The organism is Deferrivibrio sp. (assembly GCF_055117995.1).
Genome location: NZ_JBSQOT010000001.1, coordinates 13033 through 32480, shown reverse-complemented (window position 1 = coordinate 32480; position 19448 = coordinate 13033). Strand labels below are relative to the sequence as shown.

Below are 19448 nucleotides of genomic sequence, written 5' to 3'. Positions count from 1 at the left end.
GAATAATTGGACTTGGTACTGTTGGGATGGGCACGCTAAATGTTTTGCTGGAAAACAGAGAAACTATAATAAACAAAACAGGACTTAATATAAATGTAAAATCAGTTTGTGATCTAAAAATTAACAATATTAGCTCTGAGCTTTTGAAAGGTGTCCAGGTAAAAACTGCAGATATGAATGAAATATTGAATGATAGTGAAATCGATATCGTAGTGGAGCTTATAGGCGGATATACCGTAGCAAAAAGCATAATTATGAGTGCATTTGATAACGGCAAACATGTTGTTACAGCCAATAAGGCTCTACTTGCCGTTGATGGAAAAGATATTTTTAAAAAATCTGAGGAAAAAGGGCTTTACCTTGGATTTGAAGGGAGTGTTGGTGGCGGTATTCCAATTATAAGGGTGATTAAAGAAGACCTGGCTGCCAACAATGTCAACGAGATATATGGAATTATAAATGGCACGGCTAACTATATATTGTCGAAAATGGAAAGTGAAGGGAAGGAGTTTGATGAGGTATTGAAAGAGGCACAAAGGCTCGGATATGCCGAAGCTGATCCTACTTTTGATGTAGAAGGGATTGATACTGCTCATAAAATAGCCATACTTTCTTCTATTGCTTTTCAGACTATTGTCCCTTTTGAAGAAGTCTTTGTGGAAGGGGTATCAAATATCAAACAGGTGGATATAGATTTTGCCAAAAAATTAAATTGCAAGATAAAACTGCTTGCTATCGCCAAAAAGCATGCTGACGATATTGAAGTCAGGGTTCACCCTACGATTATACCGGAAAGATATATTTTATCAAAAGTCAACGATGTTTTTAATGCCATATATATTGTTTCTGATAAGGTTGACAGAACAATACATTATGGCAGAGGTGCTGGCAGTCTGCCTACAGGCAGCGCTGTAGCAGGGGATATAATCAATATTGCAAGGGATATTGTTTCTTGCGGCAAAAAGAGAGTTCCTACTTTGGGATTTCAAACAGATTATGAACCCCAATATCCTGTAAGGGATATAAATGAGATAAATTCATCTTTTTATCTGAGATTTTCCGCGCTTGACAAACCTGGTGTTTTATCAAAAATAGCAGGGGTACTTGGAAAATACGGGATAAGTATAAAGTCAGCAATTCAGCCCGGCGACAGAGCTCCAAATGATGTTGTGCCACTTGTGTTTATGACCCATGAAACAAAAGGGAGAAATGTAAATGATGCGGTTGCAGAAATAGACTCCCTTGAATATGTCAGGGATAAAACAGTTGTCCTGAGAGTGGAAGGGAGTAGGTAGAATGAAATATATTGTACTGCTTTGTGATGGGATGACAGATTTTGAAATTCCCGAGCTTGGCAATAAAACAATTCTTGAATTTGCTGACACTTCAAACTTTGACTACCTTGCTGAAAACGGAAGGTGCGGAGTTATCCATACTACTCCTGAGGGGATGTATCCGGGAAGTGATATTTGTAACTTGAGCGTTTTTGGATACAATCCAAAGGATGTATATACTGGCAGAAGCCCTATAGAAGCTGCAAGCATAGGTATAAATATTTCTGGTGATGATTATGCATTTCGATGTAATATTGTTAAATTAAGTGATGATTTTGAGAAAATGGAAGATTTTAGCGCTCATCATATAAAAAATGATGATGCAAGGCAAATTATTGATGCATTGAATAAGGAGTTTGCCAATTCCGGTGTGGAGTTTTACCCTGGAGTTGGTTATAGGAATATAATGATAGTCAGGAATAAGGATTTCAATTTAAAAACCACCCCTCCTCACGATATAATGGGAAAATATATAGATACTTTTTTGCCGAGCGGTGAAGGTGCAGATTTTATAACTGAGATTATGAATAAATCGAGAGATGTTATAAAAAAGCTCAATATTGATAATGCCAATTCGGTGTGGCTATGGGGGCAGGGTAAAAAGCCTTCAATTGAGAGATTTAAAAATTTATACGGATTAAATGGTGCTGTTGTGGCGGCAGTCGATCTTATAAAAGGGATTGGAGTGTATGCTGGCCTTGATATTATAAATGTACCCGGTGCAACAGGGTTTATTGATACCAATTTTAAAGGGAAGGCAGAATATGCCATAAAGGCATTAAGTAAGTATGACTATGTATTTGTACATATTGAGGCACCGGATGAAGCAGGCCATATGGGGAGTGTTGAAGAAAAGATAAAAGCTGTTGAAAATATCAACAATATCGTATTACCAATAATTATTGATGCTATAAAGGATCAGGACGTTCGTTTACTGGTAACGCCTGATCATCCGACCCCTATTTCTTTAAGGACGCATGTTGCTGAACCTGTACCTGCAATAATCTATGGTAAAGGGGTTGAACCTGATTCGAATAAATTTTACAGTGAAAAAATAGTACCAAGCTTTGTTTTTAAAGAAGGCTATAAGGTAGCTGAATATTTTATAAAAACTGAAAATATCAATTAGACTTAGGAGGCTTAGATGAGCATTGTTGTAATGAAGTTTGGTGGTACAAGTGTTGGAAGCCTGGAAAGAATTAGAAATGTAGCTGAAATTATTGCCAAGAAAAAAGAGCAGGGGCATGATGTGGTAGTAACCGTTTCTGCAATGGCAGGCGAAACGGATAGACTGATAAATTTGCTAAAATCAATAACAACGAAGTATGACTTGAGGGAGTATGATCAGCTTGTATCCACAGGTGAGCAGGTAAGTATCGCACTTGTTGCTCAGACATTAAAAACGATGGGCTATGATGCAATTTCATTTACAGGTTTTCAGATTGGAATGATAACTGACGGTGCACATTCTGCTGCAAGGATTGTCAAAATTACAGCTGAAAGACTTAGGAAGGCTCTTGCAGAAGGTAAAATTTGTGTTGTTGCAGGTTTTCAGGGGATTTTTCCAGAAACTGGTGACATTACTACCCTTGGAAGAGGTGGCTCTGACACAACAGCAGTTGCTATTGCTGCAGCCCTTGATGCAAAAGTGTGTGAAATTTATACCGATGTTGATGGAGTATATACTGCTGATCCAAGAGTTGTCAAAAATGCAAAAAAACTTGATAAAATATCTTATGAAGAGATGCTTGAGCTTGCTTCACTTGGAGCAAAAGTTTTGCAGTCAAGAAGTGTCGAATTTGGAATGAAATATAACGTAGATATAATGGTGTTATCATCATTGGAAGAAAAACCAGGTACTTTGGTTACTAAGGAGGATAAAGATATGGAAAAAGTTATTGTTTCAGGAGTAACATCCGATAAAAATCAAGCTAAGATAACAATTGTAGGTGTACCTGACAGGCCGGGGATTGCAGCCGAGATTTTCGGAGAGCTTGCTAAGCAGAATATAAATGTGGATATGATAATTCAGAATGTTGGTCTACAGGACAGAACAGACCTATCTTTTACAGTACAAAAGACTGATCTTTTGAGAGCTATGGATGTTTGTAAGGTTGTAAGTGATAAAATTGGTGCTGAGAGGGTTGTTAGCGATGAAAATATCGCTAAAGTATCTATTGTTGGTGTTGGTATGAAAAGTCATGCCGGGGTTGCTTCAAAAATGTTTAAAATTTTAGCTGAAAATAATATCAACATTCAGATGATATCTACAAGTGAAATTAAAATTTCCTGTCTTATAGATGAAAAATTTTCAGAGCTTGCAGTAAGAGTGCTGCATGAAGCTTTTGTAACGGAGGGAGATAGTGTCTCGTAAAATATTTTTATATGATACCACTCTTCGAGATGGTACACAGGCTGAGGATGTCAATTTTACTGTCAAGGACAAGGTAAGAATAGCTGAAGTCCTTGTGGATTTTGGGATAGACTATATTGAAGGGGGATGGCCCGGGTCTAATCCTCGAGATATTGAGTTTTTTGAAGAGATAAAAAAGTCAAAGGTTGACCTGAAGCATATTGCAGCCTTTGGAAGTACAAGAAGAGCAAAAAGAAAGTGCAGCAATGATGAAAATATCCAGGCTCTTTTGAAAAGCGGTGCTCCCAATGTTACCATATTTGGCAAGACATGGGATTTGCATGTAACTGAGGCGTTGAAGATAACGCTTGATAATAACCTTGAGATAATTAATGATTCTGTTGCTTATCTCAAGTCAAAAGTTGACACAGTTTTTTATGATGCGGAGCATTTTTTTGACGGATATAAAGCAAACCCTGAATATGCATTAAAAACGCTGAAAGCGGCAATGGATGCGAAGGCGGATTGCCTTGTACTTTGTGATACAAACGGCGGAACGATGCCTGATGAGCTGGTTGAAATTATTACAGCTGTAAAGAAAGAAACCGGAGATTATCCACTTGGAATCCATTGCCATAATGATAGTGAATGTGCGGTTGCAAATTCTGTACTTGCTGTGAGAAATGGCATTGTCCATGTTCAGGGGACAATTAATGGTTATGGGGAAAGGTGTGGTAATGCCAACCTTTGCTCCGTAATACCGAACCTGCAGCTTAAATACGGGTATGATTGCGTAAAATCAGAAAGTTTAAAAAAGTTGTGGTCTGTATCAAGACTTATAAATGAACTTGGAAACCTGAAGCACAATATACATCAGCCATATGTTGGCAGGTCAGCATTTGCACACAAAGGCGGTGTGCATGTAAGTGCGATTCTGAAAAATGCAAGAACATATGAGCATATTGAACCTGAACTAGTGGGAAATAGACAGAGAGTGTTGGTATCTGATTTGTCAGGCAAAAGTAATCTTATTTATAAAGCAAAAGATTTTGGACTTGATATCGACAGTAATGATCCTCAATTGAATGTATTACTTGAAAGATTGAAGGAGCTTGAAAATAAAGGATTTCAGTACGAAGGTGCTGAAGCTTCTTTTGAGCTTCTTGTCAGAAAACACATGGGTAGTCTTACAAAATTTTTCGACCTTCTCAGCTTCAGGGTTATAGATGAAAAAAGGAGTGCACTGGAGCCTCCTTTTGCAGAAGCGACCGTTATGCTCAGAGTAGGGGGTGAAATAGAACACACCGCTGCAATCGGAAATGGTCCTGTAAATGCCCTTGACCAGGCTTTGAGAAAGGCTCTTGAAAAATTTTACCCAAACTTGAAAAATATGAGTCTTGTGGACTTTAAGGTAAGAATTCTTACCGGCAAGGATGGTACAAAGGCTTTAACAAGAGTTTTGATAGAATCTAAAGATGATGTGGATACTTGGGGCACTGTTGGGGTTGCTCACAATATTATTGATGCCAGTTATCAGGCACTGGTAGATTCTATCGAGTACAAGCTTTTTAAGGATGCTTACAAATAGGGTATTTTTAAATTTTTATGTAAAAATACTTGCAAATTTACACAGGATATTATAAAAAAGAATTCCAATTGGCCCGGTCATCCTATGCTTCTTCCCTCCTCCCCTCTTGAAGCGCATGGCCGGGATTTTTTATATCTGAAAAACAAGAATTATTGAGAGGGTAATCTTTTAGTATTAATAAATATAAGAAGCCAAATGGATGGCTTCTTATATTTTGTGGACTATTTTACCATTCTTTATTGTGAGTTTTGCGATTCCTGTAAGCTCTTTTCCAAAAAGAGGATTGTTAACAGATTTTGATTTATTTGTTTTTTCATCAAATATGTAAGTATAAACAGGGTCTATAATTGTAATATCGGCAAGTTTACCTTCTTTAATTTCACCCCTGTCTGAAAGGTTTAAAATTTTTGAAGGGGTATAGGAGGTAAGCCTTACAAAATCCTGCCATGTCAGTTTATTTTCTTTTACAAGTTTTAATGTAAGAGGGATAAGTGTTTGAAGACCTGTAATACCAAAAGCTGCTAAATCAAACTCCACAAACTTTTCATCAATGTGGTGGGGAGCATGGTCTGTAGCGATTGTATCGATAAGTCCGCTTTTGAGACCATCAATAATTGCTTTGACATCTTCTGGCTCTCTTAATGGCGGGTTCATTTTATAATTTGTGTTGTATTCAAGCAGTGAGTTTTCATCAAATGTAAAATGATGTGGAGCAGCTTCACAGGTGACATTTATTCCTTCTTCTTTTGCCCATTTTATAAGCTTGAGTGAACCTCTGGTGCTTACATGGGCAATGTGGATACGGCTTTTGGTTAATTTTGCAAGTAAAATATCTCTGATTATCATTATTTCTTCAGCTTCAGCAGGAATCCCTTTAAGACCTGTTATGGTAGCTACTTTACCGTCATGGATAACACCTTTTCCTGCAAGGTGTTTGTCTTCAGAGTGGCTTATAATAAAGCTATCAAATGTTTTGATATACTCCAGAGCTCTTCTCATCACCTCGCTGTTCATGACAGGCAGCCCATCATCAGAGAATGCAATGGCTCCTGCCTCCAACATATCCCCCATCTCTGTCAGCTCTTCACCTTTCATCCCTTTGGTAATAGCACCTACAGGATAAAGGTCGATTAAACCACATTGTTTAGATTTGTCTATCATGTACTTCGTAATGGCAGAGTTATCATTTACAGGCTTTGTATTTGCCATTGGCAGGCAGGTTGTAACACCACCAGCAACGGCAGCCTTGCTTCCTGAAAAAATATCCTCCTTATATTCAAGCCCGGGGTCTCTGAAATGAACGTGCATATCAATGAGGCCTGGTACAGCGTAAAATCCACTAAGATCAATAATCTCTTTTGCTTCTGGCGATTCTCCGGTTACTGCTTTTATATGGGATTTTTCTATTAAAATGTTTGTATTTTCAAGTATTTTATCATGATTTACGATTTTAAGATTTTTAAGTAACAAGCTCATTCATACCCTCCTTAAATATTGTTTGATAATATGTATAAGACAGCCATTCTTGCGGCAACACCATTTTCAACCTGGTCTAAAATCACAGACTGAGTACAATCGGCCAGTTCACTGCTAAGTTCTACACCTCTGTTTATTGGTCCAGGGTGCATAATAATGGCATCTTTTTTGGCTTTTTTTAATTTATTTTTATTCAGCCCAAAAAACTTTGCATATTCCCTATCCGATGGCAAGAGTACACTCGACATTCTCTCCTTTTGTATTCTCAGCATCATTATAACATCACAATCTTCCACGGCGTCTTCCAGATTTTTTGCAATATAGCTGTCAAATGGAGCAGTTTCTTTTGGTAACATCGTTTTTGGCCCAAAAAGTTTTATGTTTATCCCAATTTTTTTCATTGCCCATATATTTGACCTTGCCACACGGCTATGTGTTATATCTCCAATTATCGCAACATTAAGCCCTTCAAGTTTTTTCTTATGCTCCTTGATTGTAAGAAGGTCAAGTAAAGCCTGGGTGGGGTGTTCATTTGTACCATCCCCTGCATTTACAACAGCGGCTTTCGTATTTTCTGCGATAAATTTTACTGACCCGGAAAAGGCGTGTCTTACCACAAAAATATCAGAGTTCATAGATTCGATATTTTTTACAGTATCTATAAGGGTTTCACCTTTAGTAGTGCTGCTTGAAGATGATGTAAAGTTGATGGTGTCAGCCGAAAGCCTTTTACCTGCAATTTCAAATGAAGTTCGTGTCCTTGTTGAAGGTTCAAAAAATAGGTTGACAATTGTTTTTCCTTTCAATGTAGGGACTTTTTTTACATCACGTTGATTAATCTCTTTAAACTTTTCAGCCTGGTCAAGAATAAACAGTATTTCATCTTTGGATAAATCTTTCAATCCCACCAAATCTTTTCTGACATATGCCATAATTTGCTCCTACTTCATTTTTTCTATTGATACTGAATCTTTTAAGTCTAACTCTTTAAGATATACATTTATTTTTTCATCAAGGCTTGTAGGCACATATTTCCCGGTAAAGTCTGGTTGAATTGGAAGCTCTCTGTGACCTCTGTCGATAAGTGCAGTAAAAATAATTTTTTTAGGTCTTCCAAGGTCGGTGATTGCATCCATTGCGGCTCTTACTGTCCTGCCTGTATAAATAACATCATCTACAAGAATAATGTTTTTATTTTTTACATCAAAATTTATTTCTGTGCCAAGTATTTGAGGAAAATCGGATATTTCAGAGAGGTCATCTCTGTAAAGTGTAATATCCAGATAACCGACATCTACTTCTGTTTTTTTAAACTCGTTTATTTTTTTCGCAATTCTGTCAGCAAGAGTTGCACCTCTTCTTTTAATGCCAACCAATTTCATATTGGACAAATCTTGACATTTTTCTATAATCTGAAATGACAATCTTGTTACAATACCATCAATTTCGTGAGCATTTAAAATTTCTTTTTCTCTCATTTTACCTCCTTGAATTTAAAAAAAAAGCCTCCCAACAGTTCGTTGGAAGGCTCATATTTTTATTTTCACAGTTTTTTTTCATCTTCAACCCTCGGCAATATTAAATAGATAATTTCATTGTGTCAATAAAAATACTGAAAATTTTATAAATAAAAGTTTACAACTTTATATCTAATTGTTAACATATAATATTACAGAAAAAAGGTGTTAAGTGAAAGATATACTGATAAACGGTGCAAAAAAGGCCGGTGAAATTTTGAAAGAGGATTTTTTTAAATCCAAAAACGTTTCCAATAAGGGGATTGCAGACCTTGTAACTGAGACAGATGTAAAAATTGAAGTATTTCTTAAGAAATACTTTCATAAGCATCTGCCAATATTTAAGTTTATTGGAGAGGAAAGTTCTGACAGTCTTGATCTTGATGGCAAATGTCTGATTGTTGACCCCATAGATGGCACAACGAATTTTGTTCATGGTTTCCCTTTTGTTGCAATTTCTATCGGCGTTTATGAAGATATGGTTCCTATTGAAGGGGTTGTGTATAATCCAATATTGGGGGAGATGTTTTATGCCAAAAGAGGTGGCGGCGCATTCTTAAATAATATTCCTATAAAGGTTTCAAAGGAGAAAAAACTTGTAAGCAGCCTCATAGCTACAGGTTTCCCCTATGAATTTGTGAAAAAAAACAGAAAAGACATTTTGGGCAAGCTTGAAAATATACTTATAAATTCTCATGGAATAAGAAGAGCAGGTGCAGCCTCTCTTGATTTATGTTATGTGGCAAAGGGGAGTTTTGATGGCTACTATGAAGGTGGACTAAAGCCCTGGGATGTGGCAGCAGGTGTTTTGATTGTCAAGGAGGCAGGCGGACTGGTTACAGATTTAAAAGGGGATGATTATTTATTTGATAGTGAATATATTTTGGCAACAAACAAAAATATACACAATGAATTGATTGAGGTGCTAAATGGTTTCTAAGAAAGGGCTTGTAGGGGATCTTGTATCTATGCCTCTTTCTGATGTCTTTCAATGGATTTCCATGGCAAATAAGTCGGGGGAATTGTTTATTCAACACGAAAGCGAAGATGTTAATCTGATTTTCAGAAAAGGGAAAATAGTTTATGCAAGCTCCAATAACCCAAGTTTTTTATTGGGTCAAATATTACTTAGATATAGGATGATAACTAAGGCTCAACTTATTAAGGCTTTGAGTATTCAGAAAAAAAATAGAAAACCTCTGGGACAAATTTTTCTTGAAAACAAATTTATTGATAAAAAACAGCTCGAAAAGGCAATCTCATATCAGATTGAGGAGATAACATATTATCTTTTGACCTGGAAAAACGGATACTTTAATTTTAGAGAGAGAGAAGTGCAGTTGAATACTTCCACAGAAATTTCTGTTGATGCACTGCTAATGGAAGGACTTAGAAGAAGTGACGAAATGAAAAACATGCTTCGTTATTTCAATGACAATTCTGTAATAACGGTAATTAATGAAGATGAAGATAAGATAGGACTTTTTGACGGTGAAAAAACTGTAAAAGAAGTTGTTTATTTGAAAGGGGGAGATTATTTTTCCACATACAAACTAATTTATGAAGGGCTTAAAAATAAGGTTTACAGGATAATTACTGAAAAGGATGATGAAACCCTAAGTACAATCAATGACCCTATACTCGAATTTCTTGTGGCACTTGAACTTTTTAACAAAGGAAAAATATATGAATCTTATAAGAAAATTAAAGGTATAATCTCAAAAGGGTATAAAGGGGAGCAGGTAACAAAATTTTATGACAATCTGAAGATTTTCATTACAAAATATTTTTACAAAAAGTTTGGCGGTGATAATTCTTGTTTTGCATTAAACAGGTTAAAATTTCTGGACGATAAAATATATATTACACCCACTGAAGGATTTGTTTTGTCAAGAATCGATGAGTATCCTTGTGTGGTTCAGCTGGAAAAGGTTGTAAGTATTGAAAGGTATGAACTGTATCTTATAATAGATAAATTGCACAAATTTGGATTGTTATTGCTTAAAGAAAGGGAAGAGAATAAAACCGAGCTTTTGACTCTAAACGTATTAAACTCATTTCTTAACGCATATTCAAGAGAACTTACCGGTGAAATGGAGATAATAACCACAAATATTTCAGCAAGAGCATATTTTTCAGGAGGGAAGCTTAAATTTATATACTCATCCACCGATAAATATTCTCTGGAAAGCTATCTTGTGGAGTCAGGAAAATTGAACATGGAGTTTTCAGGCGGAAAAGATGTAGGTGAAATAATTCAATATCTTATTGATGAAAAAGCTATTATTAGTAGTGATCTAAATGGTATTTTTGAAGTATACTCAAGTATGATATTTTATGAAGTCGTTAAGCACAAACCGATTTCTGCCATATTTATTCATGGAAAAACCTTCCCTTATGATGTCTCAATAGAGCTTAATCTGCTTTATATGGTAGCATTTGCCGTTTTTAACAATGAAGCTTACTTTGAAAACGAGCTTGATTTTTCAAAAAACTACGAGCTTGTCAAAGATTCAAAAAAGATTCTTGAGGAATTTGGCGGTATAAATTGTGTAAAATTGCTGATTGAAGAATTTGTTGATGGAATTTTTCCTCATAACAAGTTGAAAGGTCTTGATACCGGTTTTGTGGCCTTGTTGAACATATTGCTTAAACTTGGATATGTAAGAGAAGTTGAAAGGGAAGAGGTGAAGATAGAAGATTTGAAAATGTTTCTTGATAATATTAAGAAAAAAACACCTCATGAGCTTTTTGGGGTTACCAATAATAAACTTGATATAGAAGATATCAAACAAAAGTATCTCAAATTTTCAAAACAGTATCATCCTGATCTTTTTCAAAATGAAAATGCCAAAAAGATCGCAAACGAAATTTTTGAAACAATAAAATTTGCTTACGATATTTTGATATCAAACCCTGAAGATAAGAATAGTTCGGGTTCAAGGATTGATGCAAAGAAAATTTTTGCGGCAGAGCAGTATTTAAGCAGCGGTAAAGTATACCTCAATATGGGTAAACTTTACGACAGTATTGATGCATTCAAAAAGGCTTATGAAAATTTCCCCTATGATGATGAGATAAAGGCTTACTATGCATTTGCTCTTGTTAAATCCGGACAAACAAAAGAAGGTTTTAAAATATTTAAAGAAATTAATCTGGATGATTTTAAAGATAGTGAGATTTACTTTGCATATATTGAAGCAGCAATAAAATTAAAATATGAAACCGAAGCAAACAGGGTGATTGGTAAGGCGTTTACACTTTTTCCGGAGCAAGTAAAAAAAATATCATATTATCAGCAAAAGTTAAAAAATTTAAAATAAAGCAAAATTAAACAAAATTTAATTAAACTTAAATTCTGGTTAACTAAACTTAACTAATCAGATATAAAGTCATTAATAATAATCAACGGTATAGTAATGATAGGTAACAGATAATAATTGCTTTAAGGGATTAATTAATGGCAAATCGCGACATTATTCTTGACGTCAATAAAGTATATTTAAACTTCGGTGGGATACTTGCAATCGCAGGAGTTTCATTCAAGGTTTATAAAGGTGAAATTTTTTCAATTATAGGCCCTAATGGTGCAGGAAAAACCAGTATTTTAAACACAATAACCGGTATATATTTTCCCAGCAAAGGGAAGATATTATACAAGGGCAAAGATATTACAAAAATGCCTGTTCATAAAAGGTCTACAATGGGATTGGTCAGGACTTTTCAAAATTTGGAACTTTTCAAAGGAATGACCGTGCTTGATAACCTTATGTTGTCAAGGCATAATTTTTTAAATTATGGCCTCATTTCTTCGATTTTTTATTTTGGTAAAACCCTCAAACAGGAAGTTATTCACAGAAAACGGGTTGAAGAGGTTATAGATTTTCTAAATCTTTCAAGTTACAGAAAAAAACATGTTTTTGAGTTATCTTATGGTATTCAGAAAAGGGTAGAGCTTGCAAGGGCTCTCTGCCTTGAGCCAGAGCTTATATTGCTTGATGAGCCTATGGCAGGCATGAATAGCGAAGAAACCGAAGATATGGCAAGATATATTATAGATATTAATGAAGAGATGGGGGTTACTGTTATCCTTATCGAACACGATATGAATGTGGTTATGGATTTATCAAGTAGAGTGATGGCTCTTGATTTTGGGGAAAAGGTATGTGAAGGGTTACCTGAAGAGGTTGCAAAAGACAAAAGGGTAATCTCTGCATATCTTGGAGAGGAAAAATGGATATAAAATTAAAGCCATTGCCCGTCTATCTTTATGAAAATTTCAAAAAGCACCCTGAAAAAGTTGCATTTCGTGAAAAAGACTATGGAATCTGGAATGAATATACATGGCAAGATTACCTTTATTTTGTTTCAAAAGTAGCAATTTATTTTACAGATATAGGTGTCAAAGCCCAGGATACTGTTGCTATAGTCGGTGACAATAAACCTGAATGGGTTGTATCTGAACTGGCTACTCAACTTTTAAGAGCTTATCCCGTAGGGATTTATCAGGATTCTGTTGTCAGTGAAGTTAAATATATTTTAGAAAAAACAAATGCCAGGGTCGTTATTGCAGAAGACCAGGAGCAGGTGGATAAAATACTTGAAGTAGTTGAAAACGTCCCTTCAGTAAAAAAAATCATCTACTATGATAAAAAGGGGATGTATCAATATAGTGATGATAGACTTGTATACTTTAAAGATATTGTTGAAAAAGATATCTCAGTTAAGTCAATTGAAGAATTTTACAAAGGCATGATGGAAAATATTGATTTAAATGACGTGGCTGTAATGTGCACTACTTCCGGCACAACAGGATTCCCTAAAATTGCGATGCTTAGCCATAAAAATCTATCTTTCATGTCCAGAAGCCTTGGGAAAGCGGACCCTAAATATTCGGATGATGAATTTGTATCTTTTTTGCCTTTACCATGGATTGGTGAGCAAATGATGTCTGTTGCAAGTGCACTGATGTATGGCTTTAAAGTAAATTTTCCTGAAAGCCACGATACAGTTCAAAATGATATGAAAGAGATTGGTCCAAATCTTATTTTTTCGCCGCCAAGGGTATGGGAAAATTTGGCAGCAACTGTTCAGATGAAAATAATGGATGCAAGTAAATTTAAAAAATGGATTTACAATAAATGCTTACCAGTTGGCTACATGTTTGCCGAAAGCAAATTTGAAAAGAGGAATCTAACTTTATTACAGAAGATAAAATATAAACTTGCTTATTATGCTGTTTTCAGAAAGCTAAAAGAGCGTCTTGGGTTTTCCAATATCAGGAGTGCAATCACAGGTGGTGCAGCTCTTGGGCCTGATACTTTTAAATTTTTCCATGCCCTTGGAGTAAATTTAAAACAAATTTACGGACAAACTGAAATTTCAGGGATTTCATGTATTCATAGAAGTGATGATATTGATTTTACATCGGTAGGGATTCCAATTGAAGGTACAGAGATAAAGATTACTGAAGATAATGAGATTATTTCCAAAAGTGATGCCGTTTTTATGGGGTACTATGGAGACGAAAAAGTGACTCTTGAGACATTGAAAGATGGGTGGCTATACTCAGGTGATGCAGGTTATTTTGATGAAAATGGTAAACTTGTGGTGATAGACAGGAAAAAAGATTTAATGTATCTTTCTGATGACTCTATGTTTTCACCTCAATTTATTGAAAACAAACTCAAATTTAGCCCCTATGTCAAGGAGGCGGTAGTTATTGGAGATAAGAGGGATTACATAACTGCAATACTAAATATAGATATGGGTATAGTGGGGAAATGGGCTGAGGAAAATAAAATAGCCTATTCCACATACACCGATTTATCATCCAAAGATGAGGTATATTCCCTCATAGCAGCTGAGGTAAAAAGGGTAAACGACACTTTAAAAAAGGAGCATAAGATAAATAAATTTTTGCTTCTTTACAAAGAACTTGATCCGGACGATGGAGAACTTACAAGAACAAGGAAAGTTAGACGCAGTTTTATCAATGAAAAATATAAAGAACTTATCGATGCTATGTATGAGGATGTCAGCGTTAAAAATATCACTGCATCAATAAAATTGCAGGATGGTAGAGAAAAGACAATCAATACAGATATGAAAATTTATAAGATGGAGCTGTAAATGGAATTTTTTATACAGATTTTGGTTGCAGGAGTTGTTATAGGAAGTATCTATGCCATTGTAGCTCTCGGCTTTACATTAATATACAAATCAACAGGTGTGGTGAATTTTGCCCAGGGGGAGCTATTGTTGGTAGGGGCATATATATGTTTGCAACTTACTGTTGAGTACAAATTAAATTTCGTTATTTCGTTTTTTGTTACGCTGTTATTTATGTTTATATTCGGATTTTTGGTTGAAAAAATATTTTTGAGAAAAATGATTGGTGAGCCGATTATTTCTATTATTATGCTTACCATAGGTTTATCGTCTGTTTTTAAATCATTGGTTCAGCTTATATGGGGAACTGACACAAAAACATTTCCGCAGATTTTTTCGGAAGAACCAGTTGAGATTGGAAACATAACTATTAGTTATGTTTATATTTTTTCAATTATTTCTGTTGCAGTTTTTCTCATTATATTTTCTGTTTTTTTTAAAAAGACAAAAGTTGGGATTGCTATGAGAGCCGTAGCAAGTGATCAGCAGGCTGCTCTTTCAATGGGTATAGATGTCAAAAGGATATTTGCACTTTCCTGGGCAATAGCTGCTGTTGTATCAAGTGTGGGCGGTATTCTTATAGGTAATATAAATGGGATCAACACCAGCCTTTCACAATTTGGACTCAAAGTTTTCCCCGTGGTAATCCTGGGGGGGCTTGACAGTATATTAGGCGCTATTGTGGGAGGTCTTATAATAGGTATACTGGAAAACATTGCAGGCGGTTATATTGACCCGATTATCGGCGGAGGAGCAAAAGATGTTTTCCCGTTTATTTTTATGATTGTTATTTTGATGATAAAGCCATACGGTCTTTTTGGTACTGTTGAGGTGGAAAAAGTATGAATTATACAAATTGCGGCGATTTTAAGACCAGCTATAAAAAAGATACTGAAATATATCAGTCTCTGTTTTCAAAAATATCGATATACTCTTTTTTAGTATTTCTTTTTATACTGCCGTTTTTTATAGACGATTACTTTTTGTACCTTTTAAATATTATTATGATAGCAATTATTGGTGCAGTAGGCCTTAACATTCTCACAGGGATAACTGGGCTTATTTCCCTTGGTCAGGGTGCTTTTGTAGGTGTAGGTGCTTATGCCGCCGGGTATATTTCCAATAAGTTTGGACTAAATTTTATTCTTGTTATCCCCATTGCAGGGTTTATTACTGCTTTGGTAGGTATGGTTTTTGGAATACCTTCGTTGAGATTAAAAGGGCTTTATCTGTCAATTGCAACTCTTGCAGCGCAGTTTATTCTGGAATTTGTCTTCATAAGGGCAGAAAGTATAACTGGGGGGGTTACAGGTCTTTCACTTGATTATGCCAATTTTTTCAATATACATCTTGACAACGATTTTAAATTCTACTTTTTTGCACTTTTATTGACGATTATTCTTGTAACTGCTGCCAAAAATATCGTCAGGACAAAAATAGGCAGAGCTTTTTTAAGCATAAGGGATAATTATATTGCCGCTGAGGCAATGGGGATAAATATTTTCCAATACAAAATATTATCATTTGGAATAAGCTCTTTTTATGCTGGCGTTGCAGGGGCAATGTGGGCTTATTACGTTACAATTATTACTCCCGAGCATTTTACAATTGGAGTTTCTATACAGTATCTTTCTATGATTATTATCGGAGGATTGGGCAAAATTCTTGGAAGTATTTTTGGTGCCATTTTTATTACCATTTTACCTGAAATATTAAGATTTGTAGCAGATCAATTTACATCAAATTTTCCTTTTTTAACTCAGGCATTTGCCTCAATAAGGGAAGCTGCTTTTGGAATTGTGATAATTTTGTTTTTGTTGTTTGAGCCAGAAGGGATTGTGAGAAGGTGGAATTTGATAAAGGCCTATTTTAAATTGTGGCCTTTTTCATATTAAATATTTTAACTTATAAGTTAAAATAAAAAAAGAGGATGTCTTATGAAAAAGCTTTTTGTTTACTGTTGGGACTTTTTATGTTTCAAATTGTGTATGCCGCAGATAAGGTAACTATCGGTGCCCTTGTAGATTTAACCGGACCGACCGGTGATGTCGGAAAACCATATGCAGATGGGATAAGGGACTGTGTAAGATACTTTAATGAAAATGGCGGAGTGAATGGTAAAGAGATTGATCTTCTTATGGTGGACTATCAATATAAAATTCCTCAGGCAATTGCCGCCTATAAAGATTTTTTGAGAAAAAAGGTAGTAGCTATTCACGGTTGGGGGACCGGTGATACTGAGGCTTTATCAAAGTTTATCACAAAAGACAAAATACCATATTTTTCTGCATCTTATTCCGAACATATAACAAATCCTGCTAACAATCCTTATAACTTTCTTGTGGGTGTGACTTACTCAGACCAGGCAAGAATTGCGCTTAAATTTATCAAAGAAAATGGCAAGAAAAAGACTGTTGCTTTTGTGTATAATGATACCGGATTTGGAAGATCTCCATTTTTTCCGGATGGAGAGGAGTATGCAAAGAAAATAGGGGTTGAATTGGTTGATAAACAGGTAGTTGACCTCAAAGCCCTTGATGCTACCAGTCAGCTTTTAAATTTGTCAAAGGCAGGTGCGGAATATGCACTTGTGCAGGAAACATACATGGCTACCTCAACAATTTTGAAAGACGCAAAAAAATTAGGTGTTGATACAAAATTCATCGGGCTTAACTGGACATTTGGCAAAACCTTAATTGAACTTGCCAAAGATGCTGCAGAAGGCTTTTACGGTACAAACCCATTTGCCTTATGGGAGCAAACAGATGTAAAAGGTATTCAGTTTTTGCATGACTTGAACAAAAAATATAATCCCGATATAACATACAGAAAAATTAATTATATTCAGGGGTTTTCTTCAATGTATGTGCTTCTTTCAGCGCTTAATCAGACCAAAGGCGAGTTGACAGGTGAAAATATTAAGAAGACATTGGAAAGCTTTAAAGATTTTGATACAATGGGGCTGACTGCACCTGTCACATTTACTAAAGATAGTCACAAAGGTGTCAATGCCCTTAAGATATATCAGATTCAAAATGGCAAAATGGTGCCTGTAACTGACTATATTTCGGCGGAATAATGTTACAGATAAACAATATTGAAGTTGTTTACAATGATGTAATTCTTGTCCTCAAGGGGTTATCCCTTGAGGTCAAGAAAGGTAGTATTGTGTGCTTGCTTGGCTCAAATGGTGCAGGCAAAACTACCACTCTTAAGGCAGTTTCCGGTCTTCTTAGGCCAGACAACGGCGAAATAACGGATGGCGATATTATATTTGAAGGGACTAAAATAGATAAAAAAGATGCTGCCGAAATTGTCAAAATGGGGATATTTCAGGTAATGGAAGGCAGAAGGGTTTTTAAAGATTTAACGGTAGAGGAAAACCTGATTGCAGGCGGGTATACTTCATCCAAATCCGACATAAACTTAAATATAGATAAGGTATATTCTTATTTCCCAAGATTAAAAGAAAGAAGGAATCAGTTGGCAGGATATATGAGTGGTGGCGAGCAACAGATGCTTGCAATAGGAAGGGCATTAATGGCCAAGCCCAAAATGATTTTAATGGATGAACCTTCTCTTGGACTGAGCCCTCTTCTTGTAAAAGAAATATTCAATATTATCAAAAAGCTCAATAAAGAGGAAAATACAACTATACTTCTTGTGGAGCAAAATGCAAATATGGCGCTTTCAGTCTCCGATTATGGTTATATAATGGAAAACGGAAGAGTGGTTATGGAAGGAGAAAGTAAAGAATTAATTGAAAATGAAGATGTTAAAGAGTTTTATCTTGGCATGGCATCTGAAAACAAATCATTCAGAAATGTAAAGCATTACAGAAGGCGTAAAAGGTGGCTTTCATGACAAACTTTGAAGAAGTGCTTCGGTTTCTTGCCCAAAATAGGGAAAATAAATTTATAAATTTCAGACTTAAAGAATCAGGCTTAAAAATAGAGCAGATTAAAAAATATGATGATTTTAAAAAAATAAAACCTATTACCAGAAAAGAATTAAGTGAGCTTTCCAGAGATGTGGGAAATTTTGCCAAATTTTTTGATAAATGTCCGTTGAAAATATTTGAATCTCCAGGACCTATTTATAATTTTTTTATGGAAAACTACTTTCAATATAGATTTTATAAGGCGCTTGAGTATTCAAGCTTTGGGCACTGCGATATAGTTATCAATACTTTCTCATATCATTTGACCCCTGCAGGGGAAATGTTTGATGAAGCTGTTAGAAATATCGGAGCTACAGTTATCCCTTTAGGCCCATGTCCATCTTCAAAATGTGCCGAAGTTATTAAAAATACAGGAGCAACTGCTTTTATAGGCACTAAATCTTATTTAAAAAATGTCTTAAATGAGCTTGGAAGCAAAAATAGCCTTCTTAAGGCATATCTTATTGCAGAAAAGATTACAAATGAAGAGAGAAAAGAGCTTGGCCAGAAATACAATATTGAAATATACCAGGGGTATGGGACTGCCGAAGTTGGCCTTATAGCAACAGAGTGTGAATACAAAGATGGAATGCATCTGGATAATGAAATATTTTTAGAAGTAATAGACCCCAATACGGGTAAAAATGTGAAGGATAATGAAATCGGTGAAGCTGTAGTTACATTATTGAATAAAAATTATCCTTTGTTGAGGTATTCTACCGGTGATCTTGTATCCTATACAGGTGAAAAGTGCAGATGTGAAAAGGAAAGTTTAAGGATATTGGGGGTTTTTGGCAGGACAGACTCATCAGTAAAAGTCAGAGGCGTTTTTATTCATGGCTGGAATTTTGAGGATTTTTGCAAAAAGATGGGGGTCAATTGCAGACTTGAAATAGTAAATGATGAAAATAACAAAGATTTTCTGATAGCTTATCTGAATAAGGATGTGGAAAATTTTAAGGAAAAATTTAAGGATTTTTTAAAATTGACTTTGAACGATATTATATTGGATGATAAAATTGACAAGTCAGAGATTATAGAAAAAAGAACTTATTTCAAAAAGAGGTAA

The 19448-nt window shown here is 35.3% G+C and carries 16 protein-coding genes; 13 read left to right on the top strand and 3 right to left on the bottom strand.

What is annotated here, in order from left to right; translation table 11 throughout:
* The first annotated feature begins 26 nt into the window (after nucleotides 1-26).
* The 4 genes from ACTCAF_RS00155 to cimA are packed head-to-tail and all read left to right on the top strand — an operon-like array spanning nucleotide 27 to nucleotide 5275.
* Nucleotides 27-1295, top strand: coding sequence for a homoserine dehydrogenase (locus ACTCAF_RS00155; RefSeq protein ID WP_463061411.1), 1269 nt, complete (start codon nucleotides 27-29; stop codon nucleotides 1293-1295).
* Nucleotide 1296: 1 nt separating this feature from the next.
* Nucleotides 1297-2463, top strand: a complete 1167-nt coding sequence (locus ACTCAF_RS00150) for a cofactor-independent phosphoglycerate mutase (protein WP_463061273.1) — start codon at nucleotides 1297-1299, stop codon at nucleotides 2461-2463.
* 15 nt (nucleotides 2464-2478) lie between these two features.
* Nucleotides 2479-3708, top strand: a complete 1230-nt coding sequence (locus tag ACTCAF_RS00145; protein ID WP_463061272.1) for an aspartate kinase — start codon at nucleotides 2479-2481, stop codon at nucleotides 3706-3708.
* Nucleotides 3698-5275, top strand: a complete 1578-nt coding sequence (gene cimA / locus ACTCAF_RS00140) for a citramalate synthase (protein WP_463061271.1) — start codon at nucleotides 3698-3700, stop codon at nucleotides 5273-5275. The genes ACTCAF_RS00145 and cimA overlap by 11 nt, the downstream gene beginning before the upstream one ends.
* Before the next feature lie 207 nt (nucleotides 5276-5482).
* Here the strand turns inward: cimA and ACTCAF_RS00135 are convergent, their stop codons facing one another.
* From ACTCAF_RS00135 to pyrR, 3 genes are read right to left on the bottom strand one after another with little or no spacing between them, the layout of a single operon-like run.
* Nucleotides 5483-6751 (bottom strand): dihydroorotase, encoded by a 1269-nt coding sequence (locus tag ACTCAF_RS00135; protein WP_463061270.1) that lies wholly within the window; start codon nucleotides 6749-6751, stop codon nucleotides 5483-5485.
* An 11-nt stretch (nucleotides 6752-6762) separates the two neighbouring features.
* Entirely contained in the window at nucleotides 6763-7683 is a 921-nt protein-coding gene (locus ACTCAF_RS00130; protein WP_463061269.1) for an aspartate carbamoyltransferase catalytic subunit, read from the bottom strand.
* A 9-nt stretch (nucleotides 7684-7692) separates the two neighbouring features.
* The gene (gene pyrR, locus ACTCAF_RS00125; protein WP_463061268.1) at nucleotides 7693-8229 is read right to left on the bottom strand and encodes a bifunctional pyr operon transcriptional regulator/uracil phosphoribosyltransferase PyrR; all 537 of its coding nucleotides are present in this window, start codon (nucleotides 8227-8229) and stop codon (nucleotides 7693-7695) included.
* Nucleotides 8230-8440: 211 nt separating this feature from the next.
* On the opposite strand from pyrR, the gene ACTCAF_RS00120 reads away from it, so the two are divergent.
* From ACTCAF_RS00120 to ACTCAF_RS00080, 9 genes are all read left to right on the top strand, one after another.
* Nucleotides 8441-9208, top strand: coding sequence for an inositol monophosphatase family protein (locus ACTCAF_RS00120; protein ID WP_463061267.1), 768 nt, complete (start codon nucleotides 8441-8443; stop codon nucleotides 9206-9208).
* Nucleotides 9198-11591, top strand: coding sequence for a DUF4388 domain-containing protein (locus ACTCAF_RS00115; RefSeq protein WP_463061266.1), 2394 nt, complete (start codon nucleotides 9198-9200; stop codon nucleotides 11589-11591). The genes ACTCAF_RS00120 and ACTCAF_RS00115 overlap by 11 nt, the downstream gene beginning before the upstream one ends.
* A 137-nt stretch (nucleotides 11592-11728) precedes the next feature.
* The gene (locus tag ACTCAF_RS00110; protein WP_463061265.1) at nucleotides 11729-12511 is read left to right on the top strand and encodes an ABC transporter ATP-binding protein; all 783 of its coding nucleotides are present in this window, start codon (nucleotides 11729-11731) and stop codon (nucleotides 12509-12511) included.
* Nucleotides 12502-14400, top strand: a complete 1899-nt coding sequence (locus ACTCAF_RS00105) for an AMP-binding protein (protein WP_463061264.1) — start codon at nucleotides 12502-12504, stop codon at nucleotides 14398-14400. The genes ACTCAF_RS00110 and ACTCAF_RS00105 overlap by 10 nt, the downstream gene beginning before the upstream one ends.
* Nucleotides 14401-15285, top strand: coding sequence for a branched-chain amino acid ABC transporter permease (locus ACTCAF_RS00100; protein WP_463061263.1), 885 nt, complete (start codon nucleotides 14401-14403; stop codon nucleotides 15283-15285).
* Nucleotides 15282-16334 carry a branched-chain amino acid ABC transporter permease gene (locus ACTCAF_RS00095; protein WP_463061262.1) on the top strand — a complete coding sequence of 351 codons (1053 nt, stop codon included), beginning with the start codon at nucleotides 15282-15284 and terminating at the stop codon, nucleotides 16332-16334. Before ACTCAF_RS00100 ends, ACTCAF_RS00095 begins: the two co-directional genes overlap by 4 nt.
* Nucleotides 16335-16411: 77 nt before the next feature.
* Nucleotides 16412-17518, top strand: a complete 1107-nt coding sequence (locus tag ACTCAF_RS00090) for an ABC transporter substrate-binding protein (protein WP_463061261.1) — start codon at nucleotides 16412-16414, stop codon at nucleotides 17516-17518.
* Nucleotides 17518-18303 (top strand): ABC transporter ATP-binding protein, encoded by a 786-nt coding sequence (locus tag ACTCAF_RS00085; protein ID WP_463061260.1) that lies wholly within the window; start codon nucleotides 17518-17520, stop codon nucleotides 18301-18303. The genes ACTCAF_RS00090 and ACTCAF_RS00085 overlap by 1 nt, the downstream gene beginning before the upstream one ends.
* Nucleotides 18300-19448: a phenylacetate--CoA ligase family protein gene (locus ACTCAF_RS00080; protein ID WP_463061259.1), complete on the top strand. Its 1149-nt coding sequence runs from the start codon at nucleotides 18300-18302 to the stop codon at nucleotides 19446-19448. Before ACTCAF_RS00085 ends, ACTCAF_RS00080 begins: the two co-directional genes overlap by 4 nt.